Origin of the sequence: Streptomyces lothianensis, from assembly GCF_047779955.1 — a bacterium.
Lineage (GTDB): Bacteria > Actinomycetota > Actinomycetes > Streptomycetales > Streptomycetaceae > Streptomyces.
Window position 1 is genome coordinate 19,428 of the sequence record NZ_JBLMKT010000014.1, and the last position, 17,614, is coordinate 37,041.

16 protein-coding genes, 1 tRNA gene and 1 pseudogene are annotated in these 17,614 nt (G+C 71.5%); 10 read left to right on the forward strand and 8 right to left on the reverse strand.

What is annotated here, in order from left to right; translation table 11 throughout:
• Window positions 1-12: 12 nt before the first annotated feature.
• Window positions 13-648 (reverse strand): uracil phosphoribosyltransferase, encoded by a 636-nt coding sequence (upp, locus tag ACLF6P_RS01905; RefSeq protein ID WP_415947528.1) that lies wholly within the window; start codon window positions 646-648, stop codon window positions 13-15.
• Between the two features lie 227 nt (window positions 649-875).
• Here upp and ACLF6P_RS01910 point away from each other — a divergent pair, with 227 nt between their 5' ends.
• The 4 genes from ACLF6P_RS01910 to ACLF6P_RS01925 all read left to right on the forward strand — a co-directional run bounded on the left by ACLF6P_RS01910 (window position 876) and on the right by ACLF6P_RS01925 (window position 2,646).
• Window positions 876-1,211, forward strand: a complete 336-nt coding sequence (locus ACLF6P_RS01910) for a hypothetical protein (RefSeq protein WP_415947529.1) — start codon at window positions 876-878, stop codon at window positions 1,209-1,211.
• A 171-nt stretch (window positions 1,212-1,382) separates the two neighbouring features.
• Complete coding sequence (locus ACLF6P_RS01915) at window positions 1,383-1,922, forward strand: tRNA adenosine deaminase-associated protein (protein WP_415947530.1); 540 nt, start codon at window positions 1,383-1,385, stop codon at window positions 1,920-1,922.
• An 86-nt stretch (window positions 1,923-2,008) separates the two neighbouring features.
• Window positions 2,009-2,437 carry a tRNA adenosine(34) deaminase TadA gene (gene tadA / locus ACLF6P_RS01920; RefSeq protein WP_415947618.1) on the forward strand — a complete coding sequence of 143 codons (429 nt, stop codon included), beginning with the start codon at window positions 2,009-2,011 and terminating at the stop codon, window positions 2,435-2,437.
• 124 nt (window positions 2,438-2,561) lie between these two features.
• Window positions 2,562-2,646 (forward strand) — tRNA-Ser (locus tag ACLF6P_RS01925).
• A 125-nt stretch (window positions 2,647-2,771) separates the two neighbouring features.
• On the opposite strand, the gene ACLF6P_RS01930 is transcribed toward ACLF6P_RS01925, so the two are convergent.
• Window positions 2,772-4,040 (reverse strand): MFS transporter, encoded by a 1,269-nt coding sequence (locus tag ACLF6P_RS01930; RefSeq protein WP_415947531.1) that lies wholly within the window; start codon window positions 4,038-4,040, stop codon window positions 2,772-2,774.
• Between the two features lie 20 nt (window positions 4,041-4,060).
• Complete coding sequence (locus ACLF6P_RS01935) at window positions 4,061-4,645, reverse strand: ArsR/SmtB family transcription factor (RefSeq protein WP_415947533.1); 585 nt, start codon at window positions 4,643-4,645, stop codon at window positions 4,061-4,063.
• A gap of 386 nt (window positions 4,646-5,031) precedes the next feature.
• On the opposite strand from ACLF6P_RS01935, the gene ACLF6P_RS01940 reads away from it, so the two are divergent.
• The 4 genes from ACLF6P_RS01940 to ACLF6P_RS01955 all read left to right on the forward strand — a co-directional run bounded on the left by ACLF6P_RS01940 (window position 5,032) and on the right by ACLF6P_RS01955 (window position 8,496).
• Window positions 5,032-5,196 carry a hypothetical protein gene (locus tag ACLF6P_RS01940; RefSeq protein WP_415947534.1) on the forward strand — a complete coding sequence of 55 codons (165 nt, stop codon included), beginning with the start codon at window positions 5,032-5,034 and terminating at the stop codon, window positions 5,194-5,196.
• Between the two features lie 185 nt (window positions 5,197-5,381).
• The gene (locus ACLF6P_RS01945; RefSeq protein WP_415947535.1) at window positions 5,382-6,284 is read left to right on the forward strand and encodes an RNA polymerase sigma factor SigF; all 903 of its coding nucleotides are present in this window, start codon (window positions 5,382-5,384) and stop codon (window positions 6,282-6,284) included.
• Between the two features lie 235 nt (window positions 6,285-6,519).
• A complete protein-coding gene (locus tag ACLF6P_RS01950) occupies window positions 6,520-7,449 on the forward strand; it encodes an RNA polymerase sigma factor SigF (RefSeq protein WP_415947537.1) in 930 nt (309 codons plus the stop codon).
• A 159-nt stretch (window positions 7,450-7,608) separates the two neighbouring features.
• Complete coding sequence (locus tag ACLF6P_RS01955) at window positions 7,609-8,496, forward strand: hypothetical protein (protein ID WP_415947539.1); 888 nt, start codon at window positions 7,609-7,611, stop codon at window positions 8,494-8,496.
• 95 nt (window positions 8,497-8,591) lie between these two features.
• On the opposite strand, the gene ACLF6P_RS01960 is transcribed toward ACLF6P_RS01955, so the two are convergent.
• On the reverse strand, window positions 8,592-8,801 hold the full coding sequence (locus ACLF6P_RS01960) for a hypothetical protein (RefSeq protein ID WP_415947541.1): 210 nt from the start codon (window positions 8,799-8,801) through the stop codon (window positions 8,592-8,594).
• Window positions 8,802-9,100: 299 nt separating this feature from the next.
• Between ACLF6P_RS01960 and ACLF6P_RS01965 the strand changes: the two genes are divergently transcribed.
• A complete protein-coding gene (locus ACLF6P_RS01965) occupies window positions 9,101-9,625 on the forward strand; it encodes a MarR family winged helix-turn-helix transcriptional regulator (protein WP_415947543.1) in 525 nt (174 codons plus the stop codon).
• A 161-nt stretch (window positions 9,626-9,786) separates the two neighbouring features.
• Window positions 9,787-11,358 (forward strand): annotated as a pseudogene (locus ACLF6P_RS01970) (MDR family MFS transporter); the annotation flags it as partial.
• A gap of 166 nt (window positions 11,359-11,524) precedes the next feature.
• Here ACLF6P_RS01970 and ACLF6P_RS01975 read toward each other — a convergent pair.
• From ACLF6P_RS01975 to ACLF6P_RS01990, 4 genes are read right to left on the reverse strand one after another with little or no spacing between them, the layout of a single operon-like run.
• Window positions 11,525-13,702 carry a glycosyltransferase family 39 protein gene (locus ACLF6P_RS01975; protein WP_415947547.1) on the reverse strand — a complete coding sequence of 726 codons (2,178 nt, stop codon included), beginning with the start codon at window positions 13,700-13,702 and terminating at the stop codon, window positions 11,525-11,527.
• Complete coding sequence (locus ACLF6P_RS01980) at window positions 13,699-14,991, reverse strand: bifunctional glycosyltransferase family 2/GtrA family protein (RefSeq protein ID WP_415947549.1); 1,293 nt, start codon at window positions 14,989-14,991, stop codon at window positions 13,699-13,701. The genes ACLF6P_RS01975 and ACLF6P_RS01980 overlap by 4 nt, the downstream gene beginning before the upstream one ends.
• 44 nt (window positions 14,992-15,035) lie before the next feature.
• Window positions 15,036-16,787 carry a sensor histidine kinase gene (locus ACLF6P_RS01985; protein WP_415947551.1) on the reverse strand — a complete coding sequence of 584 codons (1,752 nt, stop codon included), beginning with the start codon at window positions 16,785-16,787 and terminating at the stop codon, window positions 15,036-15,038.
• Entirely contained in the window at window positions 16,784-17,587 is an 804-nt protein-coding gene (locus tag ACLF6P_RS01990; RefSeq protein WP_415947553.1) for a response regulator transcription factor, read from the reverse strand. Before ACLF6P_RS01990 ends, ACLF6P_RS01985 begins: the two co-directional genes overlap by 4 nt.
• Window positions 17,588-17,614: the final 27 nt, after the last annotated feature.

A 17,614-nucleotide genomic window follows, 5' to 3' on the forward strand; every position in this document is an offset into this window, starting at 1 on the left:
ACGTACGGAGTGCTACTCGGCTGCCCCGTACATACGGTCCCCGGCGTCACCGAGACCCGGCACGATGTAGCCGACCTCGTTCAGCCGCTCGTCGACCGCCGCCGTCAGAACCGTCACCGGCGTGCCCGCCAGCTCGCGCTCCATCACCTCGACGCCCTCGGGCGCCGCGAGCAGCACCACCGCGGTGACATCGTCCGCGCCCCGCCGGATGAGCTCCTTGATCGCCGCGACCAGCGTGCCGCCGGTGGCGAGCATCGGATCCACCACGTACACCTGACGCCCGGAGAGGTCTTCGGGCATCCGCGTCGCGTACGTGGAGGCCTCGAGGGTGTCCTCGTTGCGCACCATGCCGAGGAAACCCACCTCGGCGGTCGGCAGCAGCCGCACCATGCCGTCGAGCATGCCGAGCCCGGCGCGCAGGATCGGCACGACCAGCGGGCGCGGGTGCGAGAGCTTGACCCCGGTGGTCGGGCCCACGGGCGTCTCGATGTCGACCTGCTCGGTGCGCACGTCCCGCGTCGCCTCGTACGCGAGGAGCGTCACGAGCTCGTCGGCGAGCCTGCGGAAGGTCGGCGAGTCGGTGCGCTTGTCGCGCAGTGTGGTGAGTTTGTGCGCGACCAGCGGGTGGTCGACGACGTGCAGGCGCACAAGAGCCTCCAGAAGCTCCGGTCACGGTTCCGTAGTGGGGCGGCGGCCGGGGCAGCGACCCGGTACCAGGTTACCGGGGCCCACAGGGCCCGGCTCGCGCCCGTGTTCGTACGGCCGCCGCGGGTCGTGCCCCGGGCGCACCCTGATCACATCCGTTCGCGTTCGCATCAAACCGGCCATCGGAGGGAAACTGCAGGGGCAGGAAATGCCTGGAGGTGGTGTGGCCGATGCAGCAGGACGAGCCGCAAAACGAGCCAGGGGACGAGCCGCAGGGCGAGGCACCGGACGAACCGCAGGACCCACCGGCGGCCGCATCGCAGCCCAAACCGCCGGACTCACGGGCCGAACCGCAGCCCGAACCGCCGGACGAGCCGCGGGAGACCGACGCCGAGCGTCGCAGGCGCCGCGCCCGGTTCCTGCGCGAACTCCCCCAAGCTCTCGACTTCGCTCGAGCAGGGGGGACCCCCTTCGAGGCGAAGGAACTGCGCGACCGCGTCCAGCCGCGCCGCGCGCGGGCCGCCCGGATGCGTCAGGCGATGCGTATGCGCACCTTCCACTGGTGATCCGGCGAGCCCGCGCGAGGAAACCCCGGACACAGCGCCCCGAAGACCTCTCGAAAAGCCCTTGTTTCTGCCACGATTCCGATTGGGCGGGGCGGAAGTCGACTCCCCGTCCGCCACACTCCGCCGGGGAGACCCCCGACCGGCACGCCTCAGACCAGTGGGAGAGTCACGGTGTACTTCGCCGCACTGCTCGCGCGCACCGAAGACGGGTGGGAAGCGAGCGACACGGAGCTCGACGATGTGGAGACCCTGTCGGATCTGACCGAACTGGCCCTGGAAGCCTCGGTCGGTGACGTCGACGACACGGTGCTCGTCTTCATCGAGCAGGAAGACGCATGGTTCGGCCTCGTCCGCGTGGACGGCGAGGACGACCCGAGGATCTACGTCTCGAACGCGGCGGCCGCCAGCCGCAGCAGCTACGGCGAGATCCTGCTCACCGACGAACTGCTCGGCCGCGAACCCGGATCGGGCGCGGACGACCTGAACAGCCTCACCGACCTCGACGGCACCGAGGACGGCGAACCCGAGCGCGACGGGGACGAAGCCGACGACGGCGCCGACGCGCACATCCCCGCGAGCCCGCTCGGCGACACCCTGATCCTCGACGACCTGGGCCTGACCGAGAAGGAACTGCTCACCCTCGACACGGATGCCCTGAACACCATCGCCGAGGCCCTCGGCGCCTCGGAAATCCTGGAAGCGGTCCGCTGACCGCCCTCCCCACGGACCTCACGACGCCCCCAGAAACAACTGTGACCACTACTACCGATCCCGTACGAGACCGCTGGCGGCGGGCGATGGAGCACGCCCTGGAGGAAGCCGAACTGGCCCTCCAGGGCGGCGATGTCCCCGTCGGCGCCCTCGTCCTCGACCCCGGCGGAAGCCTGCTCGCCGCCGGGCACAACGAACGCGAGGCCACCGGCGACCCCACCGCCCACGCCGAGATCCTGGCCCTGCGCCGGGCCGCGGCGAAGAGCGGACAGTGGCGGCTCGCGGACTGCACCCTCGTCGTCACGCTCGAACCCTGCGTGATGTGCGCGGGCGCGCTCGTCCAGTCCCGTATCGCCCGGGTCGTCTACGGCGCGCGCGACGAGAAGGCCGGAGCGGCGGGCTCCCTGTGGGACCTCGTACGCGACCGGCGCCTCAACCACCGCCCCGAGGTGATCGCGGGCGTCCTCGAGTCCGAGTGCTCGGCCCGCCTCACCCGCTTCTTCCGCGAGCGCTGAGACCGGCTCCCGGGCCCTGATCACGCGAGCGCCGAAGCCTTGATCAGCGGTGTGGCGCGGCTCACCACGCTCCGGACGGGAACCGATTTCGGACCACGGGCCCCTTTGGGCTAAGCTCTCTCTCGGTAGCGTGTCCGAGCGGCCGAAGGAGCTCGCCTCGAAAGCGAGTGTGGCGCAAGTCACCGTGGGTTCAAATCCCACCGCTACCGCAGAAGACGAAGGGCCCGGCTCAATGAGCCGGGCCCTTCGCGCTGTTCGGAACCGGTTGCTGCTGGGTGCGGTTCACTGCCGGGCGCAGTTCACGGCCGCGCCCGGTCAGCTGCCGGGTGCGGGGTCAGACGGGGGCCGGGGTGTCCGCAGGCCGGTCCTGTTGCTTCGGCTCGGCGTCCATCTGCCGCCATACGGGGAAGAACGCCGGGCACAACGTCACCACGAGGTAGACCCCGCCGAGGATCAGGAGGGCGGCGGTCAGGCCCGCGGTATCCGTGAGGAGTCCGCTGCCGAGGACGCCGAGCGGGATGGCCCCCAGGACACCGGCCGTGGTGAAGCCCTGGACGCGGCTGCGCAGCTGCTCCGGGACCGTCTCGTAGACCACGGGCGCAAGGAGCGGGTTGAGCGCTCCGGCCGCCAGGCCGGCGATCACGGTGATCACGATCAGCGAGGCCAGGTCGGGGAACAGGGCGGGGACGACGAGCCGCGGGGCGCCGCAGATCAGGAAGACCACCGTGTAGACGGGCCAGCGGCGGAAGCGGTGCGCGATATGGCCGTACAGGAGGGCTCCGGTGAGTGCCGCCGCGCCGCTGATGCCGGAGACCAGGCCCAGGGCGGCGGGGCTGCCCAGGTTCTCGCGGACGTGCACCGGGAGCATCACCGCGTTCCAGCCGTTGTTGAGGGCGTTGGTCATCATGATCATCAGCACGATGGCGAGGAGCAGCCGGGTGCGGCGGACGAACGCGAAGCCTTCGCGCAGATCGGCGCGGTAGCGGCGGAGGCCCAGCCGGGGTGTGTCCTTCTGCGGGGCGGCGGCGGGCAGACCGCGCAGGCCCGCGGCGATCAGTACGGCGGAGAGCAGGAACGTCGCCGCGTCGATGAACAGCACCATGGCCGGCCCGAGCACGGCGATCAGGAGCCCGGCCAGCGGGGCGCCGAGCAGCCGGGCCAGCTGGCGGGCGCTCTCCAGATAGCTCGCCGTCCTGGCGACGGTCACCCCCGCCCGCTCGGCCAGATGCGGGGTCAGGACGCTGCGGGACGTGTCACCGGGCGAGACGCACAGCCCGACCACTGCCACCAGCAGGCACAGCATCCAGAACCTGAGCAGGCCGGTCAGATGCAGGAGCGGGACGAGTCCGATGGCCGTGGCGGCGATGCTGTCCGCGCCGATGCTGACCCTCCGGCGGCCGAACCGGTCCAGGAGCGGGCCCGAGAGCAGTGAGGCGACCACCATCGGCACGCCCTCGCAGAAGGCGACCAGGCCCGCGCGTGCCGCGCTGCCGGTGGTCGCGAGCACGAACCAGGGCACGGCGAGCAGGCTCATCGCGGTGCCGGCGGCGGAGACGGTGTTCGCGGCGAGCACGCTCACCAGCGGACCTCGGTCGTTCCCCACGGCGGTCCCCCCTCGGGACGTCATTCGGATTCCCGCGGGAATCCGTGCAGGTGGATACGGACCTTGCGGGCGTGCTCGGTGTGCTCGTCGACCTTGTCCTGGTAGCTCACGATCAGTTCGTGGATCTTGTCGCGGAGCTCCTCGGCGAGGTCCGGGGTGAGGGTCAGCGTGTAGTCACTGAGGGTCCACCGGCCGCGCCATTCCTCGGGCCAGGAGTGCATGGTGGCCAGGGCGGTACCGAGCTCGAGGGCGTGCTGGGCAGCCAGTTCGTGCAGATACAGACTCATTGCCCCGCGGACCTCGGGGTCCGGGTGGTCCAGAAAGTCCTCGATGCGGTCGGCCCTGATGCCCCGGTGCACGGGCCGCCACCACCGCTCCCTTCCCTTTCCGCGCTCCGGGTCGTCCTCGATGAGACCCGCGGAGGCCAGCTGACGCAGGTGGTAACTGGTCGCTCCGCTGGACTCTCCGAGCCGTTCGGCGAGCTGAGAGGCGGTGGCGGACCCTTCCCGGCGCAGTGCGTCGAGCAGACGCATGCGCAAGGGGTGCGCCAAGCCTCGCAGGGAGGTCGGGTTGAGGGCGTGCAACTGCTTCTCGGGTTCGGGCATGGGACAACCGTAGAAGTTGCAAAGCTTCTTTGCATAGGGGTTTTGCAAAATCTCTTTGCGACTTGCCGGGGCCTGCCGCGGCCTGCCGGGCCCCCGCCTGGGACCTAAGACCCGGCAAGCCGGGCCCTTTGCGGCGCCGCGGCCGCCTCCCGAGGGCGCAGGATGGTTCGTGAGCCCGGCGGATCTGGCAGGAATCCGCGGGGCCCGGGACCCGGCTCCACTGCGGGGTCCGCGCCGCGGGCTTCCCCCTGAACGCGGCGCGGACTGAAGAGCCCGGTCCTCGTGGGGGAAGCGGCTTGTCCCCCCGATGCCGCTTCCCCCTCCTCCCTCTCCCGTGGATAGACTCACCCGACTGCGCGTGGGGACAGAGGCAGGGGAGGCCGGACGTGGTGCAGGCGAAAAGGGTCGCGCTCTACATCGTGGTCGTCTTCGTGCTGTACACGATCATCAACTCGCCCGAGCGTGCGGCCGACCTCGTCCAGGTCGGCTTCGAAGGCATCTCCGACGCCGCGAAAGGCGTCGGCGACTTCATGTCGGAGCTCGTCAACTAGGCATCGGCCGACCGGGTCCCGGTCAGCCTGGACACCCCGCCCTCCACTCGAACGTGGGGGGCGTTTTTGGTTTACACGCCAACTTGCCCTGCAACACGGAGTTATTCGGTGCTTGCACACAGTGCACATGTCTTGTGATGCTATGACCGCTTTTGCGAAATGTTGATCGGTTACATCGATAAGGGGTGGCGTTGACCTTGCCGGCCAGTACTGCACCCCAAGTGCCGCCTCAGGACACCCCGGCCGCCGCCACAGCCGGCACCGCGGCCGACACCACAGCGGCCGCCCCGGACAGCGGGGAACGCCCGCTGTCCCCCGCGAAGAAGCGCACCGCGGACACGAGGGCCCTCACCCAGGTGCTGTTCGGCCAGCTCAAGCAGCTGCAGACGGGCAGCCCCGAACACACCCGCGTACGGGCCGCCCTGATCGAGGCGAACCTCCCGCTCGTGCGCTACGCGGCCGCCCGCTTCCGCAGCCGCAACGAGCCGATGGAGGACGTGGTCCAGGTCGGCACCATCGGCCTCATCAACGCCATCGACCGCTTCGACCCGGACCGCGGCGTGCAGTTCCCGACGTTCGCGATGCCCACGGTGGTCGGCGAGATCAAGCGGTACTTCCGCGACAACGTCCGCACCGTCCACGTACCGCGCAGACTGCACGAGTTGTGGGTGCAGGTGACCAGCGCGACCGAGGATCTGACCACGTCGTTCGGGCGCTCGCCGACCACCGCCGAGATCGCCGAACGGCTGCGCATCACCGAGGACGAGGTGCTCGCCTGCATCGAGGCCGGCCGCTCGTACCACGCCACCTCGCTGGAGGCGGCACAGGAGGGCGACGGCCTGCCGGGCCTGCTCGACCGGCTCGGCTACGAGGATCCCGCGCTCGACGGAGTGGAGCACCGCGACCTCGTACGGCATCTGCTGGTCCAGCTCCCCGAGCGGGAGCAGCGGATCCTTCTCCTGCGCTACTACAACAACCTGACGCAGTCACAGATCAGCGCCGAGCTCGGTGTCTCGCAGATGCATGTGTCAAGGCTCCTCGCCCGGAGCTTCGCGCGCCTTCGATCCGCAAACAGGATCGAAGCGTAGCTGGATCGGGTAACCCTCTTTCGGCCCATCCCGGCGACGGAAAAGCCGCAGAACCCCCTTTACCTGCGCAGATCCGAGCGCAACTTGTCGACAAGTCACTACAGCGCGTTGCCGACATGTGACATTCTGCGGGAACCGCGTTTGCCGCGGCCCCACGACCGGTATTCAGGTGGAGGCTGCGTTCCTCGAAGCCGGGAACGCCTGCCGCGACCGTCCGCGACCCAAAGGGGGTGGCATGTCCGCAGACCAGGGCAGCTCGAAGGTGCTCACGCGCAGTACGACGACCGCAGCCGAGGTGCTTGACCGCGCGGAAAGCCCCGCCGCAGGCCCTCAACTCCTCCCCCAGCCCACGGCCGGGAGCCACCCGCACAACGCGGCGGCCCCCACCGGGGCCCGGCCGGAGGCCATCGACACCCGCACCCTGTCCCGCTCCCTCTTCCTGCGGCTCGCCACGCTCGGCGAGGACAGCCCGGAGCGCGCGTACGTACGCGACACCCTCATCGAACTGAACCTGCCGCTCGTGCGCTACGCGGCCGCCCGCTTCCGCAGCCGCAACGAGCCGATGGAGGACATCGTCCAGGTCGGCACCATCGGCCTGATCAAGGCGATCGACCGCTTCGACTGCGAACGGGGCGTGGAGTTCCCGACGTTCGCGATGCCGACCGTCGTCGGCGAGATCAAACGCTTCTTCCGCGACACCTCCTGGTCGGTGCGCGTGCCGCGCCGGCTACAGGAGCTGCGCCTGGCCCTGACCAAGGCAAGCGACGAGCTCGCCCAGAAGCTCGACCGCTCCCCGACTGTGCCCGAACTCGCCGCCGCGCTGGGCGTATCGGAGGAGGACGTCGTCGACGGCCTCGCGGTCGGCAACGCGTACACCGCCTCCTCGCTCGACTCCCCCGCCATGGAGGACGACGGCGGCGAGGGCTCGCTCGCGGACCGGCTCGGCTACGAGGACACCGCCCTCGAAGGCGTCGAATACCGCGAGTCGCTCAAGCCGCTGCTCGCCAAGCTGCCTTCGCGCGAACGGCGGATCATCATGCTCCGCTTCTTCGCCAACATGACGCAGTCGCAGATCGGCGAGGAGGTCGGGATCTCCCAGATGCACGTCTCCCGACTGCTCACGCGCACGCTGGCCCAGCTGCGGGAAGGACTGATCGCGGACTGAGCGGGAGAGGGGACTGAGCGGGGAGAGCGGGCTGAGCCGGGAGAGCGGATCGACCGGGCAGCTCTGACCGAGCGGGAGGCGGGGCGCCGCTGCGCGCCTCCGGGAGTTCAACCGCTCCCCGGACTTCCTAATTGACGCACCGTCAGACACACTGGCGCGATGAGCGCCAGGAGTCCCCTCCGTCGTCAGCGCCGCCGCGGCATGGCCGTCGCGGCCTCCGCCGCCGTGGCCTGCCTGGGCACCCTGCTCGCCGCCTGCGGCGGCGGTGCGTCCGGCGAGGGCTACGTGGCGGTGGGCGCGGCCGGCACCGGGCCCGGCCAGCGGGTCGATCCGGTGAAGCCCACGGAGGGCGTGGAGTTCGTACCGCTGGACGGCGACGGGAGTGGGAGCGGCGAGGGTGACGGGGGCGGCGGGCAGCCGTCGTCCGGTTCACCGTCGGCGGCCGGATCCGGTTCAGGGTCCGGATCCGGCTCTGGATCTGGATCGGGGTCGGCCTCCGGCGGTTCGGGCTCCGGAGCCACGGGTTCGGGCTCGGGCGCCACGGACCGTACGGGCTCCGGCTCGGGAGGCACGGGTTCCGGTCCGGGCGGCTCGGAGGGGGAGTCGCCCGACGGGAGCTCGGGCTCCGGCACCTCGGGCTCCGGCGGTGCGGGCGGGTCCGCGGCGGGCGGCGGCTCCGACTCCGGTGGCACGTCGGGGAGTTCGGGCTCCGGCTCCGGCACCGGGAGCCCGGCGGGCCCGGCGGAGCTGAAGATCCTGGGCGAGCCCGTACTGACGGCTGCCGACGAACGCTGGTGCCAGAAGGTCACCGTCGAGTTCCACAACTCCGGTGGCACCGCAGTGCGTTCGGGCGAGGTGACCTTCGAGACGCACATCATCGGCGCACTGGGCGTGGACTGGGCGACGGTCAGGTCCACCCAGGCTCTGCTCGCCCCGATCGCCCCGGGCGCGAAGGACAAGCAGACGTACACCGTCTGCGTGGCCGCATGGCGCGTCCCCCTGGGCATGCACCTGGACACCCAGGACGTCTCCGCGACCTGGGAGTGACGCGGGGGGCGGTGGCGCGCCTCGGCCGAACCGGCGCGAGCCGGACGGAAGCCGGGACGGCCCCCGGGGACGGCCCGTCCCCGGGACGCAGAGGCTCAGGCCAGCGCCAGCCAGGCGACCGCGGCGAGGACGGCGACGGCCGCGATGACGCCCGCGATCAGGGCAATGCGGGGGCCGGAGGATGCCGCGGCGGGCTGGGCGCCCCGGCCGGGGCCGCCTTCGTCGACGAAGGCGCGGAACATCTGGGTGCTGCCGGCGGGGTCGTGGCTCTCGGGACCGTGGGAGGCCTGGGGGTTGTGTGCCATGCGGGGACCATAGCGAAGTCCGGGAACAGGCCCAACCCCGGGCGCCCGACTCGCACCCCGCCCACACGTCACGCGCACTCCACCCCTTTTACCTGACCATTACCAGACCTTTAAGCCCTTTCATCCGATTTTCCTTTGCCTGCAGCAACCATCTTGTTCTATCGTTGCCCTAAGCAACGAACTCGGCAGAGGTCCCGAATCCGGACGTCCAGGGCCCAGGTGTCCAGACCCCAGAGGTCCAAGACCCCAGAGGTCCCGGAGCCGGCGGCCCGAGCCCAGGAACCCACGAGAGGTACCAGGTGGCCACCCCGAAGCAGTACGAGGAGCTCGCCCGGCAGCTCAGCGCGGTCAACGCGGTGAAGCGGGACCTGCACCGCGCGCTGCCCGCCGACTGCCCGCCCGGCTCCGCCGCCGTCCTCGCCGCGCTCGACAAGCACGGCGCGATGCGGATGAGCCGCCTCTCCGAGCTGCTCGCCATCGACATCTCGGTGACCAGCCGGCATGTGGCGCATGTGGCCGAGCGCGGCTGGACCGACCGCGAACCCGACCCCGGCGACCGCCGCTCGCGCATCCTGCGGCTCACCCCGGCCGGCAAACAGCGCCTCGACGAACTCGCCGAGCGCTATACGCAGGCCCTCGCGCACTGCCTCGGCGACTGGTCCGACGAAGAACTCACCCAGCTCAACGCGCTGCTGGGCAAGCTGCACACCAGCTTCGGCGCCTGCCGCGGCGCCACACCCCTCGTAGCCGCGCACGCCGCGCCCCACGCGCACGCCGCGCCCCACTCGACCGCCGCACCCCACGCCCACGCACACGCCACGTGACCACACCCGCCACACCCACCCCCTCGAACCACAGCCCCAGACACACCCCCAGCACGAGCACCAGGAGAAGGACTTCCATGGCAACGACCACACCCCCCGGTGTGCGAAGCAGCGGCCACGCCGGGCAAGGAGCCGGCCATCCGCACGGCGACGGCTCGCCGATGACGCACCGCCAGATCATGGAGGCGCTCTCCGGCCTGCTGCTCGGCATGTTCGTGGCGATCCTGTCGTCCACGATCGTCTCCAACGCCCTGCCGCAGATCATCACGGACCTCGGCGGCGGCCAGTCCGCGTACACCTGGGTCGTCACCGCCTCACTGCTCGCCATGACGGCGACCACGCCGCTGTGGGGCAAGCTCGCCGACCTGTTCAGCAAGAAGCTGCTGGTCCAGCTGGCGCTCGTCGTCTATGTGGCCGGTTCGGTCGTCGCCGGGCTCTCGACCAGCGCCGGAATGCTGATCGCCTGCCGTGTCGTCCAGGGCATCGGTGTCGGCGGTCTCGCCGCGCTCGCGCAGATCGTGATGGCCGCGATGATCTCTCCGCGCGAACGCGGCCGCTACAGCGGCTACCTCGGCGCCACCTTCGCCGTCGCCACCGTCGGCGGACCGCTGCTCGGCGGTGTGATCACCGACCACTGGGGCTGGCGCTGGTGCTTCTACGCCGGTGTGCCGCTCGCGGTGATCGCCCTCATCGTGCTGCAGAAGACGCTGCGGCTCCCGGTCGTCAGGCGCCAGGTGAAGATCGACTGGACCGGCGCGTTCCTGATCTCGGCGGCGGTCTCGCTGCTGCTGGTCTGGGTGACCTTCGCCGGTGACAAGTACGACTGGATGTCCTGGCAGTCCGCGGTCATGGTCGGCGGTTCGATGGTCCTCGGCGTGTTCTTCCTGTTCACGGAGAGCCGGGCGAGCGAGCCGATCATCCCGCTGCGGCTCTTCCGCAACCGCACCATCACCCTCGCCTCGTTCGCCTCGCTGTTCGTGGGTGTGGCGATGTTCAGCGGCACGGTGTTCTTCAGCCAGTACTTCCAGCTCGCGCGCGACAAGTCGCCCACGATGTCCGGGGTCATGACGATCCCGATGATCGTCGGCCTGTTCGTCTCCTCGACCGTCTCCGGCCAGATCATCACCAAGACGGGCCGCTGGAAGGGCTGGCTGGTCAGCGGCGGTGTGCTCGTGACCGCCGGTCTGGGGCTGCTGGGCACGATGCGGTACGACACCCCGTACTGGCATCTGGCGGTCTACATGGGTCTGATGGGTCTCGGCATCGGCATGATGATGCAGAACCTCGTGCTCTGCACCCAGAACCAGGTCGACCCGGCCGACCTCGGTGCGGCCTCCTCGGTCGTCACCTTCTTCCGCTCGCTCGGCGGCGCGATCGGTGTCTCCGCGCTCGGCGCGGTCATGGCCACGCGGGTGACGGGCTACGTCGAGGACGGTCTGGCCGAGCTCGGCCCGAAGGCCGCCTCCCTCGGCCACGGCGGCACCGCCGGGGGCGGGATCCCGAACCTGGACGAGCTGCCGCCGCCGATCCGTACCGTCATGGAGACGGCGTACGGGCACGGGGTCGCCGATGTCTTCCTGTACGCGGCACCGGCGGCGCTGCTCGCCTTCCTGATCACGCTCTTCATCAAGGAGGTGCCGCTCAGGACGGCAGCGGTGTCGCAGGCACAGGCAGAGGCACAGGCAGAGGCACAGGACACGGCCGTACCGCAGGCGCGGGAAGCGGTGCCCGCGGAGAAGTGAGGCGAGGGTGGAGGGGGAGTCGCCCCTCCACCCACGCCATCGGCGTCTCGATCCCCGCGACCTCGCCCGACAGGACTGGGCGAGCGCCCGCAGGTCACACCCCGGGGCGTGACTCGTAGGTCACGTCCCCGGGGCGGTACGGCGGGTCACGCCCTCTTCATCCGGCCTTGGCGGCCGTGAGGTCGTACAGCGTCGTGCCACCCACCGTGACCTGCTCGAAGGTCGCCTCGACCCACTCGGTGACCTGGGTCGAGGCACTGTTCGAGCCCACGCCCGGGCCGGCGCCCATACCGCCGCCGCCCACGAAGTAGTGGATCCGGCCCTCGGCCACGTACTGCTTGAACCGGGCCAGGCTCGGCGACGGATCGCTGCCGTTGAAGCCGCCGACGGACAGGACGGGACGCTCGGTGGCGAGCTGGTAGGCGGCCTGGTTCTGGGAGCCGACGGCGGCGGCGACCCAGGTGTAGTCGGCCGCGTTCTCCAGCAGGGCGGACCTTGTCTCATCGTCGACGTTGGCGCCATTGAGGAGACCGCCCATGCCACCGCCACCCCGGCCCATGCCGCCGCCCCTGCCGTCGGCTCCGTCTCGGGCGCGTTCGGTGCCGTCGGGGGAGCCGCCGTTCTGCGTTCCGCTGCCGGGAGCCTGGGCGCCGCCCGGCGCCCCGCCGTCGCCCGGCAGCTGTCCGTCACCGGGCATCCCCTGCCCCTGCCCCTGGCCACCCGTCTGCCCCTGCGTGGGAGGCGCCATCCCGCCTCCGCCGGGACCGCCGTCACCGCGGGCTCCGCCACCCGGACCGCCCCCGCCCGGCCCTCCGCGACCACCCGTCACCGAGGGCCCCGCCGTCACGATCGAGCCGCCGTGTCCTTCGCCGAGGGTCGTCAGGGTGTACGCGGTGGGGCCCGCCAGGCCCGCGAAGAGCCCAAGACCCACCGCGGCCAGCGCCACTTGCCGGCCGAGCCGGGCGGCGAGCAGCACGCACACCGCGCCGAGCGCACCCGCCACGAGGACCGCCCACCGCAGCCATGGCGCGTATCCGGTGGAGCGGCCGAGCAGCTCATACGACCACCAGGCCGTACCCGCGACCGTCACGGCGAGGGTCGCCGCGGCCCCCAGGCGGCCGCGTTCCTCCCAGAGCATGGCGGCACCCATGCCGATCAGCGCCGCGATGTACGGCGCGAGCGCCACCGTGTAGTACTCGTGGAAGATCCCCTGCATCCAGCTGAACACGGCCGCCGTCGCGAGCAGCGATCCGCCCCAGGCCAGCAGGGCCGCCCGCGCCGGGTCGGTGCGAGGAGCGCGGCGGGTCAGCCACAGGCCGGCGACGAGCAGCACCAACGCGGCCGGAAGCAGCCAGGCGATCTGGCCGCCGATGTTGCCGGCGAAGAGCCGGTCGATCCCCGTCTCGCCCCAGCCACCGCCGCGCCCGCCACCGCCTCCACCACCGACACTGCCGGTCTCCTCGCCGTTGAGGCGGCCGAGTCCGTTGTAGCCGAAGGTGAGTTCGAGGAAGGAGTTGTGCTGTGAGCCGCCGATGTACGGGCGCGAGGACGCGGGCCACAGCTCCACGATCGCGACCCACCAGCCGCCGCAGACCACCAGGGTGAGGGCGGAGAGGGCGAGTTGGCCGAGGCGCTTGCGCAGCGGCACCGGCGCGCACACCGCGTAGAGCACGGCGAGCGGAGGCAGGATGAGGAAGGCCTGCAGCGTCTTCACCAGGAAGGCGAAGCCGACCGCGGCCCCCGCCCACAGCAGCCACTTGGTGCGCCCGTGCTCCAGCGCCCGCAGCACGCAGTACACGGCCACGGTCATCAGGAACGCGAGCAGCGCGTCCGGGTTGTTGAAGCGGAACATCAGCGCGGCCACGGGTGTCAGCGCGAGGACCGCGGCCGCGATCAGCCCGGCCGCCGCGGAGAAGCGGCGGCGCACGGCCGCGTACAGGACGGCCGCCGTGCCCACGCCCATCAGGACCTGGGGCAGCAGGATCTGCCACGAACCGAGTCCGAAGGCCCGTACGGACAGGGCCATCGGCCAGAGCGCGGCCGGCGGCTTGTCCACGGTAATCGCGTTCGCCGCGTCCGAGGAGCCGAAGAAGAAGGCCTTCCAGCTCTCGCTGCCCGCCTGGACGGCCGCGGAGTAGAAGGAGTTGGCATAGCCGGAGGCGCTGAGGTTCCAGAGGTAGGCCGCGCCGGTCAGGAGCAGCAGCGCGAGGAAGGCGGGCCGGGCCCAACGCGGGTCGTCGGGCCTGCCTGTCCACAGCCTGTGCAGAACGGATGCCGCTGCCGTGCGGCGGCGGGCCGTCGGCGCGGTCGGGACGGAGGGCGTGAGAGCGGTCATCGGCGTTCCTGTGGGGTCTCGGGCGCGGAGGTCGCGGAGATGGCGTCCGTGCGGCGGTCCGGGAAGACCCAGATCCGGAAGAGCAGGAAGCGCAGGACGGTGGCGGCGAGGTTGGCCGCGATCAGGACGGTGAGTTCGGTGGTGTGCGAGGGCGCGCCCGCGGCGGCGCCGAGCGCGGCGAGCGAACCGCTGGTCAGGGCGAGCCCGATGGCGAAGACCACGAGCCCCTGCGCCTGGTGGCGTACGGCGCGTTCCGGGCCCCGGATGCCGAAGGTGAACCGGCGGTTGGCGGCGGTGTTGGCGAACGCCGAGAGGAGGAGGGCGGCGGCGTTGGCGGCCTGGGCGCCCAGGCCCGTACGGAAGGCCGTGTAGAGAAGCAGGTGGAGGAGGGTGGAGAGGGCGCCGACCACGCAGAAGCCGAGCAGCTGGCGGGCGAGTCCGCGCGGGACGCCCGGCAGCGCGCGGTCGCGCGGGTCCTCGCCGAAGGGGCGGGCCAGCCGGTCGAGGGGGAGCGTCCCGACGGCGAGCGCCCGGCCCACGCGCCATACGCCCTTGAGGTCATCGGCGGCCGTACGCACGATCCGGACCGTGGAGCGCGGATCGTCCACCCAGTCCACGGGCACCTCGTGGATCCTGAGACCCGCGCGTTCCGCAAGGACGAGCAGCTCCGTGTCGAAGAACCACCCCGAATCCTCGACCATCGGCAGCAGCCGCTCGGCCACATCCCGCCGGATCGCCTTGAACCCGCACTGCGCGTCCGAGAACCGCGCCTGCAGCGATCCGCGCAGGATCAGGTTGTACGTCCGCGAGATGAACTCCCGCTTCGGCCCGCGCACCACCCGCGCGCTGCGCGCCAGGCGCGAGCCGATCGCCAGGTCGGAATGCCCGGAGATCAGCGGCGCGACCAGCGGCAGCAGGGCGTTCAGGCCGGTGGACAGATCGACGTCCATGTACGCGAGGACCGGCGCGTCGGAGGCCGACCAGACCTCGCGCAACGCCCGGCCTCGGCCCTTGCGCTCCAGGCGGTACGACCTCACCTCGGCGAACCGCTCCGCCAGGCGGGCGGCGATCCGGGCCGTGGCGTCGGTGCTCGCGTTGTCGGCGACGGTGATCCGGAAGCCGTACGGGAAGGTCGCGGCGAGGTGGGCGTGGAGGCTGCGGACGCAGGATTCGAGGTCCTTCTCCTCGTTGTACACGGGGATGACCACGTCGAGGACCGGCGGTCCCTCGGCCTCGGCGGGCAGATGGCAGCGGGCCGGAAGGGTCGGCGGGCGGGGTTCGCTTGGCATGCGGCGAGCCTCGCCAAGTGCCCTGTCACGGCGGTGTGCTGCGGCTATGTCCGGGCTGTGAGGTGCTCGGCGGGCGTGGTCGTATGCGTTGTCGTAGTCGCATCCGCGTCCGCATCCGCCTTCGGGTCCGCATCCGTCTCCGCATCCGCCTTCGGATCCGCGACCGGATCCGCCTTCGGCACCGCGTCCGGATCCGCCTTCGGCAGGTCGACGATGAACAGCGTGCGCCCGGGCGCACTGTCCACCCGTACGCTCCCGCCGTGCGCCGTCACGACGGCGCGGACGATCGCGAGCCCGAGCCCCGTCGAACCGGCCACGGCAGCGCTTTTGTTCACGGCGCTTCCGTTCACGGCGCTTCCGTTCACGGCGCTTCCGCTCACAGCGCTTCCGCTCGCAGCGCCGCCGTTCGCGCGGGCGCGGGAGGCGTCGCCGCGGGCGAAGCGTTCGAAGACATGCGGCAGCAGCTCCGCCGGGATCCCGGGCCCGTCGTCCTCCACCTCGATCCGCAGCCGCTCCCCGTCGCGTACGCGCGTGGTGACACGGCTGCCGGGAGGGGTGTGGGTGCGGGCGTTGGCCAGCAGGTTCACCAGGACCTGGTGGAGGCGGGCGGGATCGGCCCGTACGAGCGCGGGTCCGGCGGGGAGTTCGAGGAGCCAGACGTGCTCGCTCCCGGCCGCGCGGGCATCGCTCACGGCATCCACGACGAGCGGGGAGAGGTCGGTCGTCTCGTACGAGAGGGAGGGCGCGTCGGCGTGCGCCGGGGAGGTGCCGTCGGCGTGCGCCTGCGGCGTGACCTGCGCGAGCAGGTCGTTGTCGAGCCGGGCGAGCAGCAGCAGGTCCTCGACAAGCCCGGTCATCCGGGTCGCCTCGGACTCGATCCGCCCGAGCGCCCTTCGCGTGTCGGGCCCGGTCTCCTCGTGGCCGCGGCGCGTGAGTTCGGCGTAGCCGCGGATCGAGGCGAGCGGGGTGCGCAGCTCGTGGCTGGCGTCGGCGACGAACCGCCGTACCCGCGTCTCGCTCTCCTGGCGCGCGCTCAGCGCGGAGTGCACATGGCCGAGCATCCGGTTGAGCGCGGCTCCGACCTGTCCGACCTCGGTACGGGGGTCGGCATCGGGAACGCGTTCGTGCAGGGCGGGTTCGCCGCTGTGCAGAGGGAGTTCGGAGACCCGGGTGGCGGTGGCGGCGACCCGGCGCAGCGGCCTGAGCGCCACCCCGACAAGGACCGCACCGGCGATCCCGGCGGCGACCAGACCGGCCGCCGTCACACACAGTTCGACGACGATCAGCGTACGGACCGTGCCCTCGACGCCCTCGGTCGGGACACCGACGAGCAGCTCGGTCCACTCGCCCTTCATGTACATGACGCGGTAGTCGCCGAGCCCCGGCAGCGAGACGGTGTGCGGTGCGCCGTCTCGCGCCACACCCTGGAGCGCGGCCTTCTGCTCCTCGGTGAGATCGGTGAGCCGGGCCTCGAAGCGGGCGGGCGTCTCCTCGTCGCTGACCGCGGCGCGGTCCACCCGCCCGTCCGTCAGGGTCGCGCCGAGCGTCCCGATGTCCTGGCCGGTGCGGCCGAGGAACGACAGCGCGCCGTTCGGCAGCGCGTCCTTCGAGAGTGCGCCGGGCGGTGGCGGCTTGGCCGCGCGGTCGGCGATCTCCGCGAGCTGCACGTCGAGGCGCTCGTACAGGTAGGAACGCAGCGCGACCGCCGTCACCGTGCCGATCACCGCGCACACCACGGCGATCAGCGCGACGGCGGAGACGACGAGCCGCGTCCGCAGCGAACGCGGACGTCTCACGGCACGCCCGCGGAGGCGGGCTCCGGGGTTCCGGCGGGCCGGGCCGGGCGGGGAGCCGTTCCGGGCTCGGCGGGCTTGATCAGATAGCCGGCGCCACGCCGGGTGTGGATCATCGGAGCCCGGCCGGCATCGAGCTTCTTGCGGAGATACGAGATGTAGAGCTCCACGACGTTCGCCTTGCCGCCGAAGTCGTAGCTCCACACGCGGTCGAGGATCTGCGCCTTGCTGAGCACCCGGCGCGGGTTGCGCATCAGATACCGCAGCAGCTCGAACTCGGTGGCGGTGAGCTGGATCTGCTCGCCGCCGCGGGTGACCTCGTGGCTGTCCTCGTCGAGGGTCAGGTCCCCGACCGTGAGCAGCGACTCGCTGCGCTTGGCGGCCGCGCCCGAGCGGCGGATCAGCCCGCGCAGCCGGGCCACGACCTCCTCCAGGCTGAACGGCTTGGTGACATAGTCGTCGCCGCCCGCGGTGAGCCCGGCGATCCGGTCCTCGACGGCGTCCTTGGCGGTCAGGAACAGGACCGGGACCTCGGGCAGGTCGGCGCGGACCCGCCCGAGCACGGTGAGGCCGTGCATATCGGGCAGCATGACGTCGAGGATCACGGCATCGGGCCGGAAGGACCGCGCGGCACGCACGGCGCTCACACCGTCGTGCGCGGTCTGCACCTCCCAGCCCTCGTAGCGCAGCGCCATGGCGAGCAGCTCGGTGATCGCCGCCTCGTCGTCCACGACGAGCACCCGGGCGGGGGAGCCGTCCGGTCGGAACAGTTCGGTGCGTGCATCGCTCTTGATGAGGGCCATGGCGAAGAGGCTGCTGCGCTCCGCTGA

Excerpts from the sequence above, each read along its gene's own strand:
- ACLF6P_RS01950 (WP_415947537.1), top strand. The coding sequence starts at position 6,520 with ATGTCCGCAGACCAGGGCAGCTCGAAGGTGCTCACGCGCAGTACGACG.
- ACLF6P_RS01910 (WP_415947529.1), top strand. The coding sequence starts at position 876 with ATGCAGCAGGACGAGCCGCAAAACGAGCCAGGGGACGAGCCGCAGGGC.
- ACLF6P_RS01960 (WP_415947541.1), bottom strand. The coding sequence starts at position 8,801 with ATGGCACACAACCCCCAGGCCTCCCACGGTCCCGAGAGCCACGACCCC.
- ACLF6P_RS01955 (WP_415947539.1), top strand. The coding sequence starts at position 7,609 with ATGAGCGCCAGGAGTCCCCTCCGTCGTCAGCGCCGCCGCGGCATGGCC.
- ACLF6P_RS01975 (WP_415947547.1), bottom strand. The coding sequence starts at position 13,702 with ATGACCGCTCTCACGCCCTCCGTCCCGACCGCGCCGACGGCCCGCCGC.
- ACLF6P_RS01935 (WP_415947533.1), bottom strand. The coding sequence starts at position 4,645 with ATGCCCGAACCCGAGAAGCAGTTGCACGCCCTCAACCCGACCTCCCTG.
- ACLF6P_RS01980 (WP_415947549.1), bottom strand. The coding sequence starts at position 14,991 with ATGCCAAGCGAACCCCGCCCGCCGACCCTTCCGGCCCGCTGCCATCTG.
- tadA (WP_415947618.1), top strand. The coding sequence starts at position 2,009 with ATGGAGCACGCCCTGGAGGAAGCCGAACTGGCCCTCCAGGGCGGCGAT.
- ACLF6P_RS01990 (WP_415947553.1), bottom strand. The coding sequence starts at position 17,587 with ATGGCCCTCATCAAGAGCGATGCACGCACCGAACTGTTCCGACCGGAC.